We start from the raw sequence: 19,377 nt of genomic DNA, 5'->3' as shown, positions 1-19,377 counted from the left end.
TTTTGTGAAGATGTAAATTATCAGTAAGTCAAATTATTGTTCTCATCTCCCAAAAGTGAAGAACTGATTTTATTACTTTTTTTCTATAATGCTGCTTTTACCGTCTTTCGATAGTAACCGATTGTTAAGAACGCAAAAAATATATAAATGATTGTGTAAACCATCATTGCTATAGAAGCTGCGAAAGCAATGTTTGATTGGAAGAAAGCAGAAAGAACATGGATGGCAAAAATAGCATGTAGCAATCCAATAATAAGTGGAAGACCATAAATAAAAATTTGTTTCCGGATAATTCCACGCATAATTTCATTCACACTAAACCCAAGCTGGCGCAAGGTACCGTAACTTTTCTTTTCCTGTTCAGCTTCTGTCATTTGTTTGAAGTACAAAATGCTACCGGTTGAGATTAAGAAGACAAGACCTAAAAATCCTGATATGAAAATCAATAATCCATTTTTTTGGATAGCTTGTTGGTAGGCTGAATAGTAGTCAATATGTGAATTTTCGCTCGCATAGTGATTGTTATAAATCTCGGATGCTAATTTTAAATCGTTAGAGTCAGTAATTTTGAATCCATCGATTCGCTTGAATTTGGCTGAACTATTCGCTATAAATTGATTTTTAAGGGTTTGAAATTTCTTATCGTTAACTACAATTTGAGAGTAGAGCATCGATCCATTGATACTGTTTCCCTCTCGGTAATCGGTGATTTTAATTTTAGTCTTTGTTTTACCATCTAATTCCAGAGTTACCGGCATTTTCATCGCGTCTCTGAATAAGGAAATGGACGAGGTGCTGTAAAAATATGCTGAGCCGTCAGTAGGAGCTTTTATATCATTTCCTGCTTGCTGCAATTGCTTATCACTTGTAATGGCAATGTATAATTCGTTACTTGGTACAGGCATTGTGCCTTCTTCCAATTGACCCGATAGCACAAGCAAATCAATCCCCCCATGTGAAAAAGATATGCCTTTTTCATTTAACTCGTTGCTCAATTGAGTTGCTACTGATTCATTTTCTTCAAATATGATGTCGAATGGCATTTGCGAACGGGTTTCATGTTCAGTAGCATAATAGAAAGAGTACGCTCCAGAAAGCATCGTCAATGTCATGGCTGAAAGGATAGTGATGAGTGTTAACGAATTAGCGTTCTCTTTTAATCGATGCATTAATGGAGCAATCGACAAACTATTGGATAAACCTAGATGACCTGCTTTTCGATTACGAATTTGATAAAATAACCAACCAATAGTTACCCGGAAAATGAGATACGTTCCTATCCCTATAGAAGCTAACACAGCCAGTATATTGAAAAGAAATAAATCATTTATCATATTATTCGAAATGATATATCCTAAGCAGATCAAGATTACACCAAGAAGGGCCAAAAAGGCTTCAGTTTTTGCTTTTGGTTTTTTAGGCTGTTCTCCAGTTTTTTCTGTATTAAACAAGGACAATAAGGTGTTCCGATACACTGTAGTAATCATTTGGATGGTAGTAAAGATAAGAAGCCCGAAAAACACAAAAATTGTTTGAATGACGGCAACCATTGAAAATGAAATATTGATTATCATTTCGTACCCGATTAATTTCATGAGCAGTAATAAGAAAATACGTGATACTAACATTCCGATAGCAATTCCGACAACAAGTGCTCCGATGCCAAGAAGTAAATTCTCAAAAACTAATAGTCGTGCAATTATACTTTTTTTCAATCCAATTAATTGATAGAGTCCGATTTCTCGGCTCCTTTTTTTTAGAAAAATCGAATTGGCGTAGACTACAAATATGCCAATAATAAAAATTAATAGAATTCCTGCTGCTAGAAACGCTGTACTCATTTGGTCGCTCTGTGTATAGACGACTGGGTCATGCTGCAAAGTAGCAAAAACGAAGTACAGCACAACACTGAAAATGAGAGCAAAAAAGTATAAGTAATAATGTTTGATGTTTTTGCGCATGCTACGGAAGACGAGATCAAAGAACGTCAACGTTTTCACCTCCAAGCACAGCTTGAATATTTAAAACTTCCTGGAAAAAGGCTTGTCTCGTTTTATCTCCTTTATAGATCTCTGTATAAATTTTACCATCTTTCAGGAAAATAACACGGCTACAGTAACTTGAGGCGAGTGGATCATGGGTTACCATCATGATTGTTACTTTTCTTTTCTCGTTAATATTTGTTATGGTCCTAAGCAACGAGGAAGCTGATTTTGAATCCAGCGCTCCAGTCGGTTCATCTGCAAAGACCATAGAAGGCTGATTAATCAATGCACGGGCTGCAGAAGTACGTTGCTTTTGTCCTCCTGAAAGTTCATGCGGGTATTTATCAATTAAATCGGAGATCCCTAGGATATCGGCAATGGTACGAAATTCTGCTTCTGCCGACTTTTTGTTTATTTTCCCAAGTGATAATGGTAACAAGATGTTCTCCTTAGCGGTTAATGTATCAAGAAGATTGTAGTCCTGGAAGATAAATCCCAGCTGATTTCTCCGGAAATCGGCCATAGCAGCATCTTTCATCTGAGAGATATCTGATCCACTGATCAGGACTGTTCCTTCCGTAGACCGGTCGATTGTCGCAAGAATATTGAGCAACGTTGTTTTACCAGCACCTGAAGCGCCCATGATTCCAACAAATTCACCTTCTTCTACACGTAAATCAATTCCTTTTAGTACTTGTTGAACATTTCCTTTTGAACCGAATGATTTTCGAATATTTTGGGCATATAATACTGTTTTTTTGGTTGATTCATCAATGATTTTTGAATTCCTTTTTAAAAGTGTCATGTGTTTAACCTCCCTTTCTTCTTATATCTTTAATACTACGGTCTAAAAATTCGACAGTCGTTTGATTTATATGACAAAAAGAGAGTATAAGATGACAATATTGTTATCTACGGATTTGATCAAAATCGTTTTCTAATGAGAAATTCATCTTTAAAATCGTACCATTATCTTTTTTTGAGATCGCTGAAAGCTGAATACCAATTTGATTAGATACTTTTTTTGCTAAATAGAGGCCAAGACCAGTTGCACTATTGCTTAATCTTCCCATACCGCCTGTAAAACCCTTATCAAAAATACGAGGCAAATCATGATCTGGAATGCCTGGTCCTTCATCTTCTATAGACAAAATACAACGTCCGGTTGCTTCTGTATGTGCCGTAATATAGATTATTCCATCTCTAGGACTATATTTAATGGCATTCGATAAAATCTGTCGAACAATAAAACGACACCACTTTTTGTCTGTTACTATGACCGTTTCCAATCCTTCCGTTTCTATGGCCAAGTTCTTTTCCCGACACCAAGACATCAGTTCACGTATTTCAACAGATACGATGTCTTGAACCAGCACTTCGTCCAACACATAATCTGATTCTAGTGAAGGCAGTCGTGATATGTATAATTGCTGGTCAATCAATAAAAAGATACGTAACCATTCTGCTTCGATTTTGAATATAGATGGACTAGATTTGTTAGCATCAATCATGAGTTTCATTGCAGTAAGCGGAGCTTTTGCTTCGTGGACCCAGGCAGCAATATAATCATCTTGTATAATCGTGTTTTGTCGATCTTTATTTAATTGATTAGAGAAAGAAACCCCTGCACTTTGCAATACTCTATTTATACGTTCATCACATTCAAATAATGGTTCTGGTAATGCTTCATGCCAATCGGTTTCTAGTTTTTCTTCTAATATTTCTAGCTGACGTATGTATGCTGTCTCTCGATAATACCGCCAACAAATAAATACCATAAAGAAAGTTAGTAAGAATACATTTACGTACATCAACGAATTAATATGGACATTAATCCCTCGATCAAGCCAAAGAAGTAAGTCTGTTGAAAAAAGGGATAGGAAAAAAAACAAAATCCAACTTCTCATATCTTTTAAATAGCTAAGAAACATAAAACCCCTCCCTCATAAAGTAACAGCCACGTATCCTAAACCTTTTTTGGTAAGAATTGCTTCTTGCAAACCTAAATTTTCTAATTTATGGCGGAGTCGTGTGATATTCACAGTTAATGTATTATCATTTACAAAGCGCTCATCATCCCATAAACTCCGAATTAATTCATCGCGAGAAACAATCTCATTATTGGCTTTTACCAATACAATCAAAATAAAAAATTCATTTTTTGTCAATTCTGTTTCTATTTCATTCATGCGAATTATTCCCCGCTTTAAATCAATTAATGCTCCGTTCCATTTTATGAAATCAGGAGATTTTTCTCCGTAAGCATACACTCTTCTCAATGTAGCCTGAACTTTTGCAAGCAGGACATCTGAATGAAAAGGTTTTGGTATGTAATCGTCTGCGCCCATATGCATTGCCATGACCATATCCATTGGGTGATCACGTGATGATAGGAAAATGATTGGAACTTTCGAAATCAATCGAATTTCACGACACCAATGAAAACCATCATATATCGGTAATTGTATATCCATAATGATTAAATGTGGCTCGTCGGACTTAAAATGTTCTAAAACGTCTTTGAAATTTAGTGGTCCTGAAACTTGCATCCCCCATTTAGTCAATGTTTCTTTTAATGAATTAAAAATGGCTAAATCGTCCTCTACGATGAAAATTTTCATTTCCATTTTTACGCTTCCTTTCTTTTTTAATTTTTACAAGCTATTTAACATAGCATTTAAAAAATAAAAAGCTACTGAAAATTACAATCGATATATTGAAAATCAAGAAATTTTATTCTTTCTATATATATTTGAAATGTTTGTCTATTTATTTCTAGTATAGATACTCTACCAAGAAAAAATAATTATGTCGTTCGAATTACATTACAAATTGGTTTTCTGAAGTGACATTTTTGTCACTTTGGACAACTAATGTATTTTTATAGTGTGAACGTGTTCGATGCTCTAAGTTAGACTTCCCGTTACTTTTTTTCGTTTAATGAGTCGTTCACCTTTCCCTGTAATCGTGTATTCAATTTCGTTCGAACCAAAATTATAGACTTATTTTTAGTATAATCCTTTTTTATAAAATATTAAAAAAGAGGGAATTAAGTAATGAAAAACAAATTAGTAATGTCAGTAAAAACTGCATTGATTGAAAGGTTATAAAAAATAATCGCTATGATTTTTTACAATTTTAATACAATCTTATTTTTCTTCTATTTTCTTTGTCTTTCAAATATTGATACACCTTGCACCGTCAAAATTCGATAAACGTAACCTTTTTGAAACATCAAAATAACGGTTTAATTGACAGAATAATCTGCTATATTCTAACTATCAACAGGAAAACATTGTCATACAGAGGTTCTCGAAGGAAAGGAGCATGTACTATGTACCGATTTGGAGAGTGGTTACGACGGGAACGTCTAGAACATGGTTGGAGTCAAGTGGAGTTGGCTGAAAAGACATATGGAGAGATCTCACAGGCGGCGATCAGCGCTTATGAGCGGAATCGTTCACTTCCTTCCATACTTGATGTCCAAATCCTTGCAACAGCCTGTGAGCAAAGGCTCGGATCCATCCCTTGGGATGACTTCGACTTAAGTATGGAGAAAAAACGGAATTGGTTGAACTTGAAGCAAGAACGCTTTGATCTAGCAGAACTCCCACACGCGGATTCTGTCCGTACGTTCGACGGCAAAATCTATCAGCTACACGGTCGGATTGCCATCGAACAAGAAAGCAAGGAGACACAAGAGATTTCTCAACTCTATTACCGGATCCGAACCGTCGTCGGGGAGAACCAAGTCATCGCAAAACGGAAGAATCCGAATGATGAACTGATTCATGTCTCTCGTCGCAGACTCGCCCATCAGTAAACCATCTATGAATGCATATTTACTTATGAAATTCTTTAATCAATGATAAGAGGAAATGATGACCGTAGCAGCATATCGCTGAGGACAGTCTCTCCAATAACATACCTGCGTGTCCCTCATGTGTGACCGGATGAGCGGGATATACGCAGAAATGGTTTGGCGAGATTCGCCTGAAACTCGCCCACAGGTCACCTATTAATTGTGGATCATCGAAAAATCTAAACAGACGTCCAATATCGAATGTCAGAGTTCGTTTGGAAACGTGATTCAAACCCACCGCCTTGCTTGACTCCAACTATCCTTAAGTAAGGATGTGCTACTGCGCATCGATTTCAAGGAGGAGGTGTACCCTATGTCGACACGTGAACAGAAGCAGAGCAAGATCTTTGCCGAGAAGTTACTTGGATGGTCTACACTAAACTAGACAATCCACGCAGTCTACTTGTTTGATTAATAATATAGCCGGCCTCATCGGTGCCAAGTCGTGTAGGTAACTGCATTTGATCGACAACTTCAACTCAATTCTATTCAGCAAAATTCAACATCGCCTACGATAATCATTGATAAATTGATACAATATTATCATATGTAATCCAAGGAGAATGATCTCAGATATGTCTGATAAAAAATATACCTATTTGATAGAGGAAATTGAAAAGCTCAAATTTCACAATCGTACGTTACTGACTCTACTCGGAAATTTAAATCCAGATGCACTCGAAAATACGACGATACACGAAGCGGTCATCCTGTTTGATCTCTCAAAGAATGACTTACGCGAGTTAAAAGACTTGATCATACATTATGATCGAAATCGCTTTGTTTTTGAACAAAAAGCACTGATGATTAATCCCGTTCTCAGCACAGATAACTTGCTTTTTCTAGTAAAGTCTTTTGTTAACTCAGAGATGCTTACTGCTATCGGTAATACCATCTTAACTGACTATGAAGTGAAGGCGAACTGACGTACATCCATAAAAATGAGAACTACGATGAAATGAGGAATTCTTTTTTATGAAATTATTACCCCCGAAGCCCTTTTATTACGAGAGCGGTGAACGAGCTGTTCTGCTTTTACATTCTTTCACCAGCAATCCAAACGACATGAAAAAGCTCGGCCGCTACTTGCAACAAAATCAGTACTCCTGCTACGCTCCGACACTCAGTGGACACGGTCTGCCAGCAGAAGACCTTTTGTCGTATGGACCATCCGACTGGTGGCAGGATGCACTCGACGGTTATCAACTGTTGAAAGACAAAGGGTTCGAACGTATAGCGGTCGTCGGTCTCTCACTGGGTGGTGTTCTTGCTTTAAAAATGGGACAGGAGTTAAAGATAAACGGTGTAGTCACCCTGTCCGTACCGATGGATAAAGAAGCAGCCGTCCTAAAGAAACGAATCGTTTATTACGCCAAGCGCTATAAACAGATCGAAGGAAAAGAGGACCAGCAGATTGCCTCTGAAATGGCTGAACTGGATCTCCTGCCTTTTGAATCGCTGACCGACTTCGAACAACTCATTAACCGGACGCGAGACCATTTAGCCTCCGTAGTATCTCCTGTTTGCGTGATGTACGGGGAAATGGATGATTCCTCATACAAGACGAGTGCCGAAACGATTTTCGAAAGCGTAGCTTCGGATCAAAAGACGATAAAAGGATATGCGAATTCAAAACATTTAATGACGTTAGGAAAAGACATGAACGCAGTCAATCAAGACATTCTTGCGTTTTTAAATAAACTGAACTGGTAAAACGTTTACCCACTCTAAAGGCAGCCCGGACTTTGCGGGTTGCCTCTTTTCATACTGCTGCATTAATCCAATCCATATCAGGCATTAGACAAATGAACTGCCTGCAATCAGAAACCAATCAAAACGATTGACGTACCAAAATTTAGATGATATATTTATCTCGAATTAAAGATATATGAACTGAAGATAAAAAGAGGTGAACGAAATGGAACAGCCGAATCCGAACCTAAAAGCATTGACTGTCATGGTACGTGCAGTCGACGCGCTTCATGAAGTCATTAAACAGGATGTTGCGAAGTCCGGACTAAATCCGACAGATTTTTCCGTACTCGAGTTGCTGTATCACAAAGGAAGGCAGCCAATTCAACTAATCGGGAAAAAAGTATTGATTACGAGCGGCAGCATCACCTATGTCATCGATAAGCTCGAAAAAAAAAATTACGTCGCCCGCAAAGCATGTCCGGAGGATCGGCGTGTGACATTTGCGGAACTCACCACAGAAGGTCAAAGCTTAATGGATACGATTTTTCCGGAACATGAAAAAGCAATTAATCAGGTTTTCCAAGGTATTGATCCATCGGAAATCGAATCGTTTATTAAGACCGCTAAAAAAATAGGCTATCAGGCACAAAACCATTAAAAAATTTTAACGATATATCTCGAATTCGAGATAAAAAAAGACTAAGGGAGAGATTTATATGAACGAATTAAAAGGAATCCACCACGTAACAGCCATCACGAGCAGTGCAGAGAAAAATTATGCATTCTTCACAAACGTATTAGGCATGCGTTTAGTCAAGAAAACAGTTAATCAGGATGACATTCAGACGTACCATTTATTCTTCGCCGACGACAAAGGATCCGCCGGTACCGATATGACATTCTTTGATTTCCCGGGCATCCCGAGAGGAACCCACGGCACAAACGAAATCTACAAAACCGCTTTCCGCGTGCCGACGGACGAAGCACTTGCCTACTGGATCAAACGTTTTGACAAATATGACGTTAAGCATCGCGGCATTAAAGAACAATTCGGTAAAAAGACCCTCTCGTTCGTTGATTTTGATGATCAACAGTACATGCTGATTTCGGATGAACACAACGAAGGCATTGCATCCGGCATTCCGTGGCAAAACGGTCCGGTTCCATTAGAATTTGCGATCACCGGCTTAGGTCCGATTCACATCCGGATTGCCGAATTTGACCGGTTAAAAGAAGTGTTGGAAAAAGCGATGCTGATGCGGGAAATCGATAAAGCCGGATCCCTGCATCTGTTTGAAATGGGCGAAGGCGGAAACGGCGCGCAAGTCATCGTCGAACATAACCTCCTCCTTCCAAGTGGACAGCAAGGATTTGGTACCGTTCACCATGTTGCGTTCCGAGTCGAAGATACAGCCGCTTTAAATGAATGGATCAGCCGCATGCAAAACTTACGATTCAACACATCCGGCTACGTGGACCGCTTCTTCTTCGAGTCGTTGTATGCACGCGTCGCCCAAGGTATTCTGTTCGAATGGGCAACGGATGGTCCCGGCTTCCTGGGCGATGAACCGTATGAAACAGTCGGAGAGAAATTGTCCTTGCCACCGTTCCTCGAGTCGCAACGCCAGCAAATCGAACAAACGGTCCGTCCGATTGATACCGTCCGCAGCACGCGGACCATCGAAAAAGAATACCTATAAAACGGAGGAATTCACTTGAGTCTATTCAGTAAATTATTTGGTTCAAAGGAAACACCACAACAAGAGGAGGAAACGAACATGACAAAGTTAAACATTGGAATCATTTTGGGATCAACACGTGAAGGCCGCTTAAGCCCACAAGTCGGAAATTGGGTGAAAGAGCTCGCGGACAAACGCGGAGATGCCAACTATACAATCATTGACATCGCCGATTACAAATTACCGTTGCTCGGTGAAAAAGACGGCGATGCATCCGGTGCAGCTGCCTGGTCTGAAGCGATTGCCGCTCAGGATGGATTTGTGTTCATCACACAGGAATACAACCACTCGATTTCCGCGTCCTTAAAAAATGCTCTCGATTACCTTCGTGTTGAGTGGAATAACAAAGCAGCCGGTATCGTCTCGTATGGTTCAGTCGGCGGTGCCCGGGCAGCAGAACATTTACGCGGGATTTTGGGCGAATTGTTGATTGCAGACGTCCGCGTCCACCCTGCCCTCTCGCTGTTCACTGACTTTGAGAATGGAGCTGTATTAAAAGCAGCACCCGTTCAGGCAGATTCCGTCAACCAAATGCTCGACCAGGTCATTCCTTGGGCCGGTGCTTTAAAAACGATCCGCTGATTATTCCATTTCCCTTAAAAAACGTTTGAAATAGAGATTAAAAATGAGAGAACTCCTTCATTCGGGAGTTCTCTCATTGGTTTTATTCGTTATCTTCCGTCCACGTATCAACATACGAAACGACGTACTCTTTTTTCGTTTGACTGTACTTTGTCTCGAAGTAATACAGGACATTCTCTTTCTGATTCAAAATGGAATACGAGTACGTCTTGTACGCCTTTGGAAAAACAGGTTGTTGTTTACCGGATTGCTTCCCGACTTTCGAATAGTCGATATACGAGACTCTTTCATGTTTCCCGATTCCTGTTCCCGTCATCACCGCATCCAACTGTTTTTTCGTCATGCCTTTTTTAATCTTTTGATCGTTATAGACACGTTTGGAATTGACAGCGGATGAGTCAAACCAATGTTTTTCAACGAGCTTTAACTGCTTACTTTGCTCTTTCGACTTAAATACAAGCAACATGCGAACGGTTTGGAACGTCATTTCATCCGGATTGTCCGATTCATTCGGTACCTTTGAATCTGGGTAAAGATAAAATTCATACTTCAAATATTTTAGCTTCCCGCTTTTATCGTATGTATTGGAATCGTTCAATTCACCACTGCATAAAAGATTAACTTTCACCTCATCCTCCGAGCGGTCACACAGATGTTTTTTATAGTTCTTGCCATACATGACTTCCGCAACACTCGTCATCGAGGCATTCAATTTCAGCTTTTTAAAGATATCGTGCTGCGTTTCTTTTTTAGTTTTTGCCGCGACTTCATTTGGTGGATAACTTGTCAATAACAGACATAACGATACAGATAACACAGTCAATACTTTAACTACGTTTCTCATGTTAAAAACCTCCTTTACTTTGCTATGCACACCTCTAGCTTATTGCTTCACGCTGATAAAAAAGTCCATGAACGTAACGAGTAACCCAACAAACGATACTGTCATTCCAATTTTAATACCCAACACGTCATTTAATCCTATCGAGCTAAAGCCGACCATCAGCGCAATTCCAAACAAAATAATGCTGATTCCCATCAAAATTAATTTCACGTTACTCCATTCCTCTCAAGCTGATTCATGATGCTTTCTGTTCAAAAGTACCAGTCAATTACGAGCTAAGTCATTGAATTGAACAATGTCACTGCCCTTTTTCGCGTAGTATTCAATCATTTCCGGCAGTTTCTTTTTGTCATAACTTGTGATGCCGTCCGTGATCACCGTCACGTCATAATCCAGTTTACGTAAATTAAAGCACGTCGATTTGACGCAAGCCGTCGCATCTCCGCCGGTCAGATAAAAGCCGGTGATGTCATGTTGCGCAATGAATGCTGCGAAATCTTCGCTTGTTAAGGCGTTCCCCTTATATTTTGTAAAAATGTGATCCGACACAATCTTTAAATCAGGTGCCAACTCGGCACCGCGTGTTCCGGTCTTAAACGTTCTGGTTCCAGCCGATAAATTCTCATGCCGGATATAGACCACATGCATGTTTTGTTCGACTGCCCAGTCAATCGACTGATTAATGGTCCCGATGACTTCTTTGTAGTTTTTTGTCATGTCATTTTGAATATCGATGACGACTAAAGCTTTTTTGGACATGTGAGTTCCTCCTGATGAATAAACGGATTTTTCGTTCTGATGAATGTTTCCGGTTCCAATCGAATAACGTACACTTGAGATAAGAAACAAATTAAAGGAGGCATGCCCCGTGAAAGAAAAATACTATTTTGACGTCTTTCCTGAACTGACGAGCGAACGGCTCCTGTTAAGGGAAATCCGGTTAAGCGAAGCAAACCAAATGATTGAGATTACGGCCTATGACGGGCAACAGGCAGAAAATAGTCGCGACGTCGTCCGGATTTTGAGTCAAATTGCTCTTAATTACCTCAACGGGGATGGCATCACGTGGGGACTGTATTTAAAGTCGACCGGCGAATTCATCGGCAATTGTTGTTTTTGCAGAGGCTACCAAAACAACATCGCCGAGATTGGTTATGTACTCAAAGCGGACTTTCGGGGCCACGGCTACATGACGGAAGCCGTCAAAACAGTTACCCGCTTTGGACTGCAGGACATGAAGGTCAGACAGGTCTGTGCCTATACCGCACCTGATAACCTTGCCTCACAGTCCGTTCTCTTAACAGCCGGGTTCACGACAGGGATTTGCGACCAAGACAGTCATCAGTTCATCTGCCAGTAATATTATTCGTACTTCGTCCCATCATTTCGCTTTAAAATTATAAAGCGGCTTGATGACTTTTAATAACTCAACCGTGTCCTCTGTGTTTCGGATGATTTCTTCCATCGGTTTGTAGACAAACGGTGACTCATCGCGCGTCGATTCGACGACCGAACTCGACCAGACCTCCTGCATCGTCTCCTCAAATTCCTTCAAGTCCACTGATTTGAAGGCTTTTGAGCGGGACATGATACGTCCTGCTCCGTGTGGCGCCGAATAGTTCCAGTCCGGATTGCCTTTTCCTTTGACAATCAGTGAACCGTCGCGCATGTTCATCGGAATGATGGCGACTTCACCGGCTTGCGCTGAAATCGCACCTTTCCGGAGAATCATCTGCTCGAGATCGATGTAGTTATGGATCGTATCGAACTGTTCCGTGACCGACCAGCCCATCGCTTCAACAATGACGTCGGTCATCGCTTGACGGTTCAATGCCGCGTAGCGTTGGGCGATTTTTAAGTCATGCAGGTAGTTGTCCATATCGGAACCGGACACGTACGCCAAATCTTTATTTGTTTCATTGAACTGACTCTTCAACTCGACCAAAGTCGATTGGATATCTTGTTCACGTCCCTGTTCTTTCAGCGATGTGACGATTGTTTCTGTATCGACAGTGAATTGTGAGCTTTCCGCCAGCTTTTGATAATGCTCGGCAATCGTTTTCCCGAGGTTCCGGCTGCCGGAATGAATGACGAGATACAGATTGTTTTCCTCGTCCGTATTTAGCTCGATAAAGTGATTTCCTCCGCCTAACGTGCCGATCGATAACCGGGCGCGTGTTTCGTTAAACGGTGCCAATACTTGATCAAATGGAATCTGTTCCGACAAGCGGTGCGGCTGATTACGGACCGACATGCCACTCGGCACCAGTTCCTGAATCGTCGCATCCAGTTTGTCATAGTCGATGCCGGCTGTGTCGTTTCGTGTAATCTGTGTACATAACATCCCGCAACCGATATCCACACCGACGAGATTCGGGACAACTTTATCGTGAATCCGCATCGTTGTTCCAATGACCGACCCCTTGCCGGCGTGACAATCGGGCATAATCCGGACATTCCCGTCGACGGCAATATTTTCATTCAGCATGCCTGTCACCTGCTCAATCGTCATGTCATCGACGTTGTGGGTAAAAATCTTCGCTTCACCGTATTTTCCGCGAATCGTCTTCATATCGTCATCCCCCTATGTATTCCTTTTTAATTATCCTACAAAATCCCTTTTTTAACAATTTATTCTCGTTCGTGAACAATCTTCAGGAACTGTTGCATCAGTGCCGACTGACCATCTTCCGTCAACCAGACAATAGCCGTCGTACTCGTCGCGTCCGGTAACCGTTCTTGAACCAGTCCTGTCATATCAAGCTCGCGAAGTGTACTTTCCGGCAACAGCGTCACCGCCTGCCCGCAACGAACAAGTCCAATCAAGGTCAAGACGTCGGAACAGGTTTCCTGCGAGACGACTCCGAACTGCTGGCTGAGCGTCTGAAAGACACCAAGTCCTTCCTGACTCGGAATGATGATGTCGGCGTCCGCAAATTCCGGATGACGAACTTGATAAAACGGTTCTTCCTCCATCCATTCGATCGTGACGCCTTGTGCATCGATCGGCAGTCGGACAAGTGCCACGTCAATCGCATGATCCTTCAGACGGTCAATTAATACACCCGACTCTCCCTGATGAATTTGAAGCGTAATCCGGGGATGCCGTCGTTTCATCTCTTGAACCCAGCCAGTCAGTCGACCGGCAGACAACGTATTGACACCAATCCGTAAAATCCCGGCTCGTCCTTCCTTAATGTCACTGACTTCAATCCGGGTTTCCGCTTCGTAACGCAACAAGGAGACGGCCCGTTCATACAGCCGCTCGCCGCTTGCCGTGATCCGGATGCCGCGTCCTGCCCGTTCAATCAATCGGACTCCTAGTAACTCTTCCATCTTCCGAATTTGTTGCGTCAAAGCGGGCTGGGCCATCCGCAGTCGTTCCGCCGCCCGTGTGACGGATTGTTCTTCGACAACTGCACAAAAATACCGATATTGGCGTAAATCCATCTTCATCATCTCTTTCATATGTTTTCAGTCATAAATATGTATTAATCATAACATCAATCATATGATATGATGCTGAAATCAGCGATTTTCAAAGGAGACGATTTTTGTGAAACGTACGACGTCCACGGTCCAGTGGATCATTTTTTTATTAGCCAACACGATTGCCTTGCCAATCGTCGTCGCGAGCCTGTTTGACCTCTCAAGCGTCGAGACGGCCGCACTTGTTCAACGATCCTTCTTTGTTGGAGGAATCGCCTGTTTCCTTCACGGAACGTTTGGTCACCGGTTACCGATCGTATCCGGTCCGGCCGGTTCATGGGTCAGTATCTTTGTTGTCATCGCCGCGTTGCCGGTCGATTCAAAGACCGCCTTCACGATTGCGATGGCCGCGGTCGTCATTGCCGGCGTTGTCTTGATTTTCCTCGGGTTGACGGGATGGACCCGCTTTTTATTACCGGTCTTTACGCCGCTCGTCAGCGGAACGTTTTTGCTTTTATTATGTATTCAACTGACCGGCGTCATGCTCGGTGCCGTTCTCGCCGTTGAAGCAACACGCTTCGCCGGAATGCTGACGTTCCTGCTTGTGCTCGGACTCAGCCAGTTTGGTCCGGCACGTCTCCGGCCATTCGCCTTGATGATCGGAATTGTCGTCGGCTGGTTGGTCAGCCGTCCGTCGTTACCGGCAGCGTCCGGTATCTTCGCCGTTCCGACGGCTTTACCGTTCGGGATGCCGCAATTTGACGGCAGTGCTTTTTTGGTTGCGATTCCATTTGCGATTCTTTTAATCGTCAACTTAATTGCTGCGCTCAGCGCCGTCGAAGCGACGATTCAGAAAAAAGGGGCCTTGAATCAGGGGCTGACGGTCGAAGGGATCATTCACTTGATTGCGGCGACGTTCTCGACGCTCGTCCCGGTTCCATTGCCGATTACGAGTGGTTTCATCGCTCAGACGGGAAGTAAGGAACGCCGACCGTTTTTGATTGCCTCCCTTGTCATTGCCCTGATCGGCTTTTTCCCGAGTATCATCGGGATTATCGCGACGTTGCCGCGCAGTGTGGCCAGCGCCGCTCTGCTTGCGACGTTACCGCACATGTTCCTGATTGCGTGGCAGTCCGCTGAAAGCAGCATGACGACGAGCCGCCGGAAACATGCTTTTGCGATTTGTGCCGTCATCGGAATCAGTATTTTGTTACAATCAACGGTCCTGGCGGAAATCCTGCCGTTGACGTTACGTCCGTTCTTCAGTAACGGCTTATTGATCGGCACGATGCTTGTGCTCGGTTTTGAAGTCATCGAACGTTTGCGTTCACGACGTGATGCTAAATCAGAACGGCTTGCCAGTTAATCTATATCTCAAAGTAAAATCCCCACTTTCTCGCAAAATGCGACAAAGTGGGGATTTTTTCTTCCTGATCATTTCAGAACACGGTAATTTATTTTTTCAGACACGATCTATCTCTTTTAGCACCGGCTTTTTCACGTGACTCCTATGGGAAAGAGCGCTTGCTTTTTGCGCTGTCAGAGACAAACCAAACTGAGGAAAGCACGGGAAAATAAGACGAGTTTCACTTAACTTAACTTCACCGTACCTCACGCCACCATCTGCGGGTCTCACTTGCAGCGGTGACACTTTCGCCGATCATCGGTGTTACGACCGGCACGTCGTGTTTTTTCGCTTCCTTCAACACCCGTTCGACCGGTTCGAACCACGGGTGGAACGCCAGCGTAAAGGCCGACCAGTGAACAGGAATCATCACGTCTCCCTTAACGTCGAGATGCGCAGCAAGTGTCTGCTCCGGCAACATATGTGAGTTCGACCAACGGGTATCGTATTGCCCGCATTCCATGATCGTTAAGTCAAACGGACCATATTGTTCTCCGATTGCCTTGAAATGGGGCCCGTAACCGCTGTCTCCGCTGAAAAAGACTTTCTTCGACCCTTCAAGCACCCATGATGCCCAAAGTGTCGAAAATTGATCGAGACCGTTTCGTCCCGAATAGTGCCGGGCCGGTGTTGCCGTTAAGCGAAGACCGTTCATCTCAATGGATTCATGCCAATCGAGTTCGGTAATCCGGTCCGGATCCACACCCCATCCTTTTAAACGGCTTGCGACACCAAGCGGGACGATAAATTGCCCGACCCGGTCTTTTAACGCCAGGACCGAATGATAGTCCAAGTGGTCATAATGGTCATGCGAATAGATGACGAGATCGATCGGCGGTAAGGCATCGAGATCGACCGGAGCCGTCGTCTGGAACCGTCCGCCTCCGAATTTCGGGAACGGTGACGGGGCGCGACCGAGCATCGGATCAAAGAAAATCGTCTGCTGATCGAGCTCCAGTAAAAAGGCCGAGTGACCAAACCACGTCACGCGCGGTTCGGTTCCGTCCGTCCGGCGTTCAAACGGAACGACCGGCAACGGTTTGACCGGTTTTAACGACGGCAATTCCCGTCCGTAATCTTTTAAAATACTTTTCATCGTCTCCCATTCCATTTTTAATTGGAACGGCAGTTCATTTTGAAATTTTCCGTTCGAAAACTGAGTCGAACGGGCATAACGCTGTTGATCTGTTTTCGATGGTCGGCGGCCGAACAACGGATAACGGGTCATGAAGACCGCTCCGAGAACGCCGAGACCGGCTAGTGCTGCTACTGTTTTTTTCATTTTTCTTCACCTCTTTGATACGTTCAGTATAGCACCGGTGATTTTCAAAACGGTAATGAACAAACTTCACTTTCACAAAAAAGGACGCAAAGCTGAAAAACTCAGCTTCACGTCCAGTTCGATTAATCTACATCGTCAGCCTTCCATTTTGAACGGTCACTCTTGTCATGATCATCTGTACGATCTGATTCATAATCATTGATGCCCGGATTTGCGACTTTCCCGCCGTGACGGTCGTTCTCATCGTTAGAATGATCATGTAAATGGTCGTGATCATGGTCGTGATTGTGATCATGTGTATGGTCATGTTCATCGTGCCGGTCTTTTGCGAACAATGCGATTCCTCCCCGCTCGACTTCCTGGTAATGGCGTTCCGCTTCATCATCGGAATGACCGACCCGCTTTAGTGTTTCCCGAAGCGGCGGCTCATGGCTGAACTTCGATTTGACTTGATCGATCCAGGACGCACCAGATGTCTCATCTGTTGCATCGTCCCGTCCCACTACTGAAAAATCAGAATCCTTATGTCCTTGCTGTTTTAGTGCTTGCATTTTTTGATGTAAACTCGATTCATCATGAAAAATACCAACAAATTTTTTCGCCATCGTCAACACCATTCCTCTCACAGAGATATGAATTCACAGACCTCCATTTTTACCCTTCTTTTTGCATCTCCAAACGAAAAAAACGTATCTTCCAGTGAACCGGAAGATACGTTTTAACAGATTAGTCTTTGAGTAATTGTGGTGAGTCGACGAGTGTGATGACACCGTCGTTTTTCTGAACGAACCGTTCGTAGACGAAATCGTTGGCAAACAAGAGAACCGGGTTTTCCCAACGGTCATAGACAAGCACCGTCCGCGAATCCGTCAACTTCTTGACTTCACTGATTTCCGTCACCTTGACCCATTTCGCAACTTGGAAGTTGGCCGCATCTTTTAAGATGTCTACGCCGTATTCCCCTTTGAGACGGTGTTCGAAGACTTCGAATTGAAGTTGTCCGATCGCGCCGAGGATGATTTCGTTGTATTCCGTCTTATAGACTTGAATGGCTCCTTCTTGTGCGAGCTGTTCGACACCTTTTTGGAACTGTTTGGACTTTAGTGCGTTTTTCGTAAAGACTTTCAGGAACAGTTCCGGTGCGAACGTCGGCAAGGCCTCGTACTGCAGGCTCGGATCACCGTTCGTAATCGTATCACCGATTTGATAGTTACCGGAATCGTACAATCCGATGACATCGCCGGCAAACGCTTCGTTGACCGTTTCCCGCTCATCCGCCATAAACTGTGTCGATTGCGACAGCTTCATCTTTTTGCCGGTCCGCGTCAGGACGACTTCCATCCCGCGGTCGAATTTTCCGGTACAAATCCGGACGAAGGCGATCCGGTCACGGTGGTTCGGGTTCATGTTCGCTTGGATCTTGAAGACGAAACCACTGAAGAACTCTTGTGCCGGCTCGATTTGTCCTTTGTTCGACTCACGTGGTGTCGGTGACGGGGACAAGTTGAGGTAATGCTCAAGCAATGGTGTGATTCCGAAGTCGACTAAGGCAGAACCGAAGAATACCGGTGTCAATTCACCTTTTGCAATCAGTTCTTCATTGTACTCATTTCCCGCTCCGTCGAGTAAATCGACTTCATCCACTAACGTATCGTACATTTCATTGTTGATCGTCGATGCCAACTGATCGTTTGCCAGTCCTTCTTCACCGAGATCAATCGTCAGACGGTCGTTCTTGAAGCAGTGGAACTTCTCGTTGACACGGTCATAGACACCCTCGAACTGTTGTCCAGATCCCGCAGGCCATGTGACGGCAACCGATGGAATGCCGAGGACTTCTTCGAGTTCTTCCATTAATTCAAGCGGATCACGTGCTTGACGGTCCATCTTGTTGATAAACGTAAAGATCGGAATTCCGCGCATCCGGCAGACTTGGAACAGTTTTTTCGTTTGGGACTCAATCCCTTTCGCGGCATCGATGACCATGATCGCCGAGTCGACGGCTGTCAGGATCCGGTACGTATCTTCCCCGAAATCGGAGTGACCCGGTGTATCCATGATCGAGACGATTTTTTTATCGTATTCGAACTGCATGACCGAGGACGTAACGGAGATTCCCCGTTGTTTTTCGATCTCCATCCAGTCGGATTTCGCAAATTTCGAGTTTTTCCGTGCCTTGACGGATCCGGCTTCCCGAATTGCTCCACCGTGGAGCAAGAATTTTTCAGTTAATGTCGTTTTCCCGGCATCCGGGTGGGAGATGATGCCGAAGATCCGGCGTTTCTCGACTTCGGTTTGAAGTAGTTTTGTCATGTATATTAATTCCTTTCACCTATATATTCAACCTCGATACAGATACTTTTTCGCAACTAGTCTATCATACCGAATTTTCGCAGTCTCGTCCATTTCACTTTGTTGACTTAATTTTCAGATTTCATATTGACAATCCTGCCTCATGTTCTATACGATGACGAGGAAGTTACTATTACAAAAAGGAGGAGACGTACAATGTCACAATCATTTAATCAGCAACCATCGATTCACGTATTGGCTA

At 43.3% G+C, this 19,377-nt stretch carries 20 protein-coding genes; 8 read left to right on the top strand and 12 right to left on the bottom strand.

Features of this window, described 5'->3' with window-relative positions:
• Positions 1–83 precede the first annotated feature (83 nt).
• The 4 genes from HNY42_RS07230 to HNY42_RS07215 form a co-directional block, all read right to left on the bottom strand.
• Positions 84–1,991 carry an ABC transporter permease gene (locus tag HNY42_RS07230; RefSeq protein WP_188005332.1) on the bottom strand — a complete coding sequence of 636 codons (1,908 nt, stop codon included), beginning with the start codon at positions 1,989–1,991 and terminating at the stop codon, positions 84–86.
• Positions 1,978–2,790 carry an ABC transporter ATP-binding protein gene (locus HNY42_RS07225; RefSeq protein ID WP_188005331.1) on the bottom strand — a complete coding sequence of 271 codons (813 nt, stop codon included), beginning with the start codon at positions 2,788–2,790 and terminating at the stop codon, positions 1,978–1,980. The genes HNY42_RS07230 and HNY42_RS07225 overlap by 14 nt, the downstream gene beginning before the upstream one ends.
• Before the next feature lie 103 nt (positions 2,791–2,893).
• Positions 2,894–3,916: a sensor histidine kinase gene (locus HNY42_RS07220; protein ID WP_255508431.1), complete on the bottom strand. Its 1,023-nt coding sequence runs from the start codon at positions 3,914–3,916 to the stop codon at positions 2,894–2,896.
• Positions 3,917–3,928: 12 nt separating this feature from the next.
• Entirely contained in the window at positions 3,929–4,606 is a 678-nt protein-coding gene (locus tag HNY42_RS07215; RefSeq protein ID WP_223146467.1) for a response regulator transcription factor, read from the bottom strand.
• Positions 4,607–5,319: 713 nt separating this feature from the next.
• Between HNY42_RS07215 and HNY42_RS07210 the strand changes: the two genes are divergently transcribed.
• From HNY42_RS07210 to HNY42_RS07185, 6 genes are all read left to right on the top strand, one after another.
• Complete coding sequence (locus tag HNY42_RS07210; protein ID WP_188005329.1) at positions 5,320–5,808, top strand: helix-turn-helix domain-containing protein; 489 nt, start codon at positions 5,320–5,322, stop codon at positions 5,806–5,808.
• 614 nt (positions 5,809–6,422) lie between these two features.
• Positions 6,423–6,773 (top strand): hypothetical protein, encoded by a 351-nt coding sequence (locus tag HNY42_RS07205; protein WP_131973089.1) that lies wholly within the window; start codon positions 6,423–6,425, stop codon positions 6,771–6,773.
• A gap of 49 nt (positions 6,774–6,822) precedes the next feature.
• Positions 6,823–7,560 (top strand): alpha/beta hydrolase, encoded by a 738-nt coding sequence (locus HNY42_RS07200; protein ID WP_188005328.1) that lies wholly within the window; start codon positions 6,823–6,825, stop codon positions 7,558–7,560.
• Between the two features lie 205 nt (positions 7,561–7,765).
• The gene (locus HNY42_RS07195; protein ID WP_131502950.1) at positions 7,766–8,200 is read left to right on the top strand and encodes a MarR family winged helix-turn-helix transcriptional regulator; all 435 of its coding nucleotides are present in this window, start codon (positions 7,766–7,768) and stop codon (positions 8,198–8,200) included.
• 58 nt (positions 8,201–8,258) lie between these two features.
• Positions 8,259–9,242, top strand: coding sequence for a ring-cleaving dioxygenase (locus HNY42_RS07190; RefSeq protein ID WP_131973091.1), 984 nt, complete (start codon positions 8,259–8,261; stop codon positions 9,240–9,242).
• 78 nt (positions 9,243–9,320) lie between these two features.
• Complete coding sequence (locus HNY42_RS07185; RefSeq protein WP_131502952.1) at positions 9,321–9,863, top strand: NADPH-dependent FMN reductase; 543 nt, start codon at positions 9,321–9,323, stop codon at positions 9,861–9,863.
• A gap of 82 nt (positions 9,864–9,945) precedes the next feature.
• Here the strand turns inward: HNY42_RS07185 and HNY42_RS07180 are convergent, their stop codons facing one another.
• From HNY42_RS07180 to HNY42_RS07170, 3 genes are read right to left on the bottom strand one after another with little or no spacing between them, the layout of a single operon-like run.
• Complete coding sequence (locus HNY42_RS07180) at positions 9,946–10,707, bottom strand: hypothetical protein (RefSeq protein WP_131502953.1); 762 nt, start codon at positions 10,705–10,707, stop codon at positions 9,946–9,948.
• A gap of 39 nt (positions 10,708–10,746) precedes the next feature.
• Positions 10,747–10,917, bottom strand: coding sequence for a hypothetical protein (locus HNY42_RS07175; RefSeq protein WP_160168617.1), 171 nt, complete (start codon positions 10,915–10,917; stop codon positions 10,747–10,749).
• A gap of 54 nt (positions 10,918–10,971) precedes the next feature.
• Positions 10,972–11,466 carry a cysteine hydrolase family protein gene (locus HNY42_RS07170; protein ID WP_026828710.1) on the bottom strand — a complete coding sequence of 165 codons (495 nt, stop codon included), beginning with the start codon at positions 11,464–11,466 and terminating at the stop codon, positions 10,972–10,974.
• A gap of 109 nt (positions 11,467–11,575) precedes the next feature.
• On the opposite strand from HNY42_RS07170, the gene HNY42_RS07165 reads away from it, so the two are divergent.
• The gene (locus HNY42_RS07165; RefSeq protein WP_131502954.1) at positions 11,576–12,067 is read left to right on the top strand and encodes a GNAT family N-acetyltransferase; all 492 of its coding nucleotides are present in this window, start codon (positions 11,576–11,578) and stop codon (positions 12,065–12,067) included.
• 21 nt (positions 12,068–12,088) lie between these two features.
• On the opposite strand, the gene HNY42_RS07160 is transcribed toward HNY42_RS07165, so the two are convergent.
• Together HNY42_RS07160 and HNY42_RS07155 are read right to left on the bottom strand one after the other, a co-directional pair.
• Positions 12,089–13,279, bottom strand: coding sequence for an RtcB family protein (locus tag HNY42_RS07160; RefSeq protein WP_188005327.1), 1,191 nt, complete (start codon positions 13,277–13,279; stop codon positions 12,089–12,091).
• Between the two features lie 59 nt (positions 13,280–13,338).
• Complete coding sequence (locus tag HNY42_RS07155; RefSeq protein WP_131502956.1) at positions 13,339–14,157, bottom strand: LysR family transcriptional regulator; 819 nt, start codon at positions 14,155–14,157, stop codon at positions 13,339–13,341.
• 106 nt (positions 14,158–14,263) lie between these two features.
• Between HNY42_RS07155 and HNY42_RS07150 the strand changes: the two genes are divergently transcribed.
• Positions 14,264–15,502, top strand: coding sequence for a purine/pyrimidine permease (locus HNY42_RS07150; protein ID WP_188005326.1), 1,239 nt, complete (start codon positions 14,264–14,266; stop codon positions 15,500–15,502).
• Positions 15,503–15,737: 235 nt separating this feature from the next.
• Here HNY42_RS07150 and HNY42_RS07145 read toward each other — a convergent pair whose 3' ends face one another.
• From HNY42_RS07145 to HNY42_RS07135, 3 genes are all read right to left on the bottom strand, one after another.
• Positions 15,738–16,823 carry an MBL fold metallo-hydrolase gene (locus tag HNY42_RS07145; protein ID WP_131502958.1) on the bottom strand — a complete coding sequence of 362 codons (1,086 nt, stop codon included), beginning with the start codon at positions 16,821–16,823 and terminating at the stop codon, positions 15,738–15,740.
• A gap of 122 nt (positions 16,824–16,945) precedes the next feature.
• The gene (locus HNY42_RS07140) at positions 16,946–17,428 is read right to left on the bottom strand and encodes a general stress protein (RefSeq protein WP_251138674.1); all 483 of its coding nucleotides are present in this window, start codon (positions 17,426–17,428) and stop codon (positions 16,946–16,948) included.
• A gap of 121 nt (positions 17,429–17,549) precedes the next feature.
• The gene (locus HNY42_RS07135) at positions 17,550–19,136 is read right to left on the bottom strand and encodes a peptide chain release factor 3 (RefSeq protein ID WP_131502960.1); all 1,587 of its coding nucleotides are present in this window, start codon (positions 19,134–19,136) and stop codon (positions 17,550–17,552) included.
• Positions 19,137–19,377 lie beyond the last annotated feature (241 nt).

Source organism: Exiguobacterium sp. Helios (assembly GCF_014524545.1).
Lineage (GTDB): Bacteria > Bacillota > Bacilli > Exiguobacteriales > Exiguobacteriaceae > Exiguobacterium_A.
Note: the sequence above shows the minus strand (reverse complement) of the source record. Positions and strands in the feature narration are given on the sequence as shown.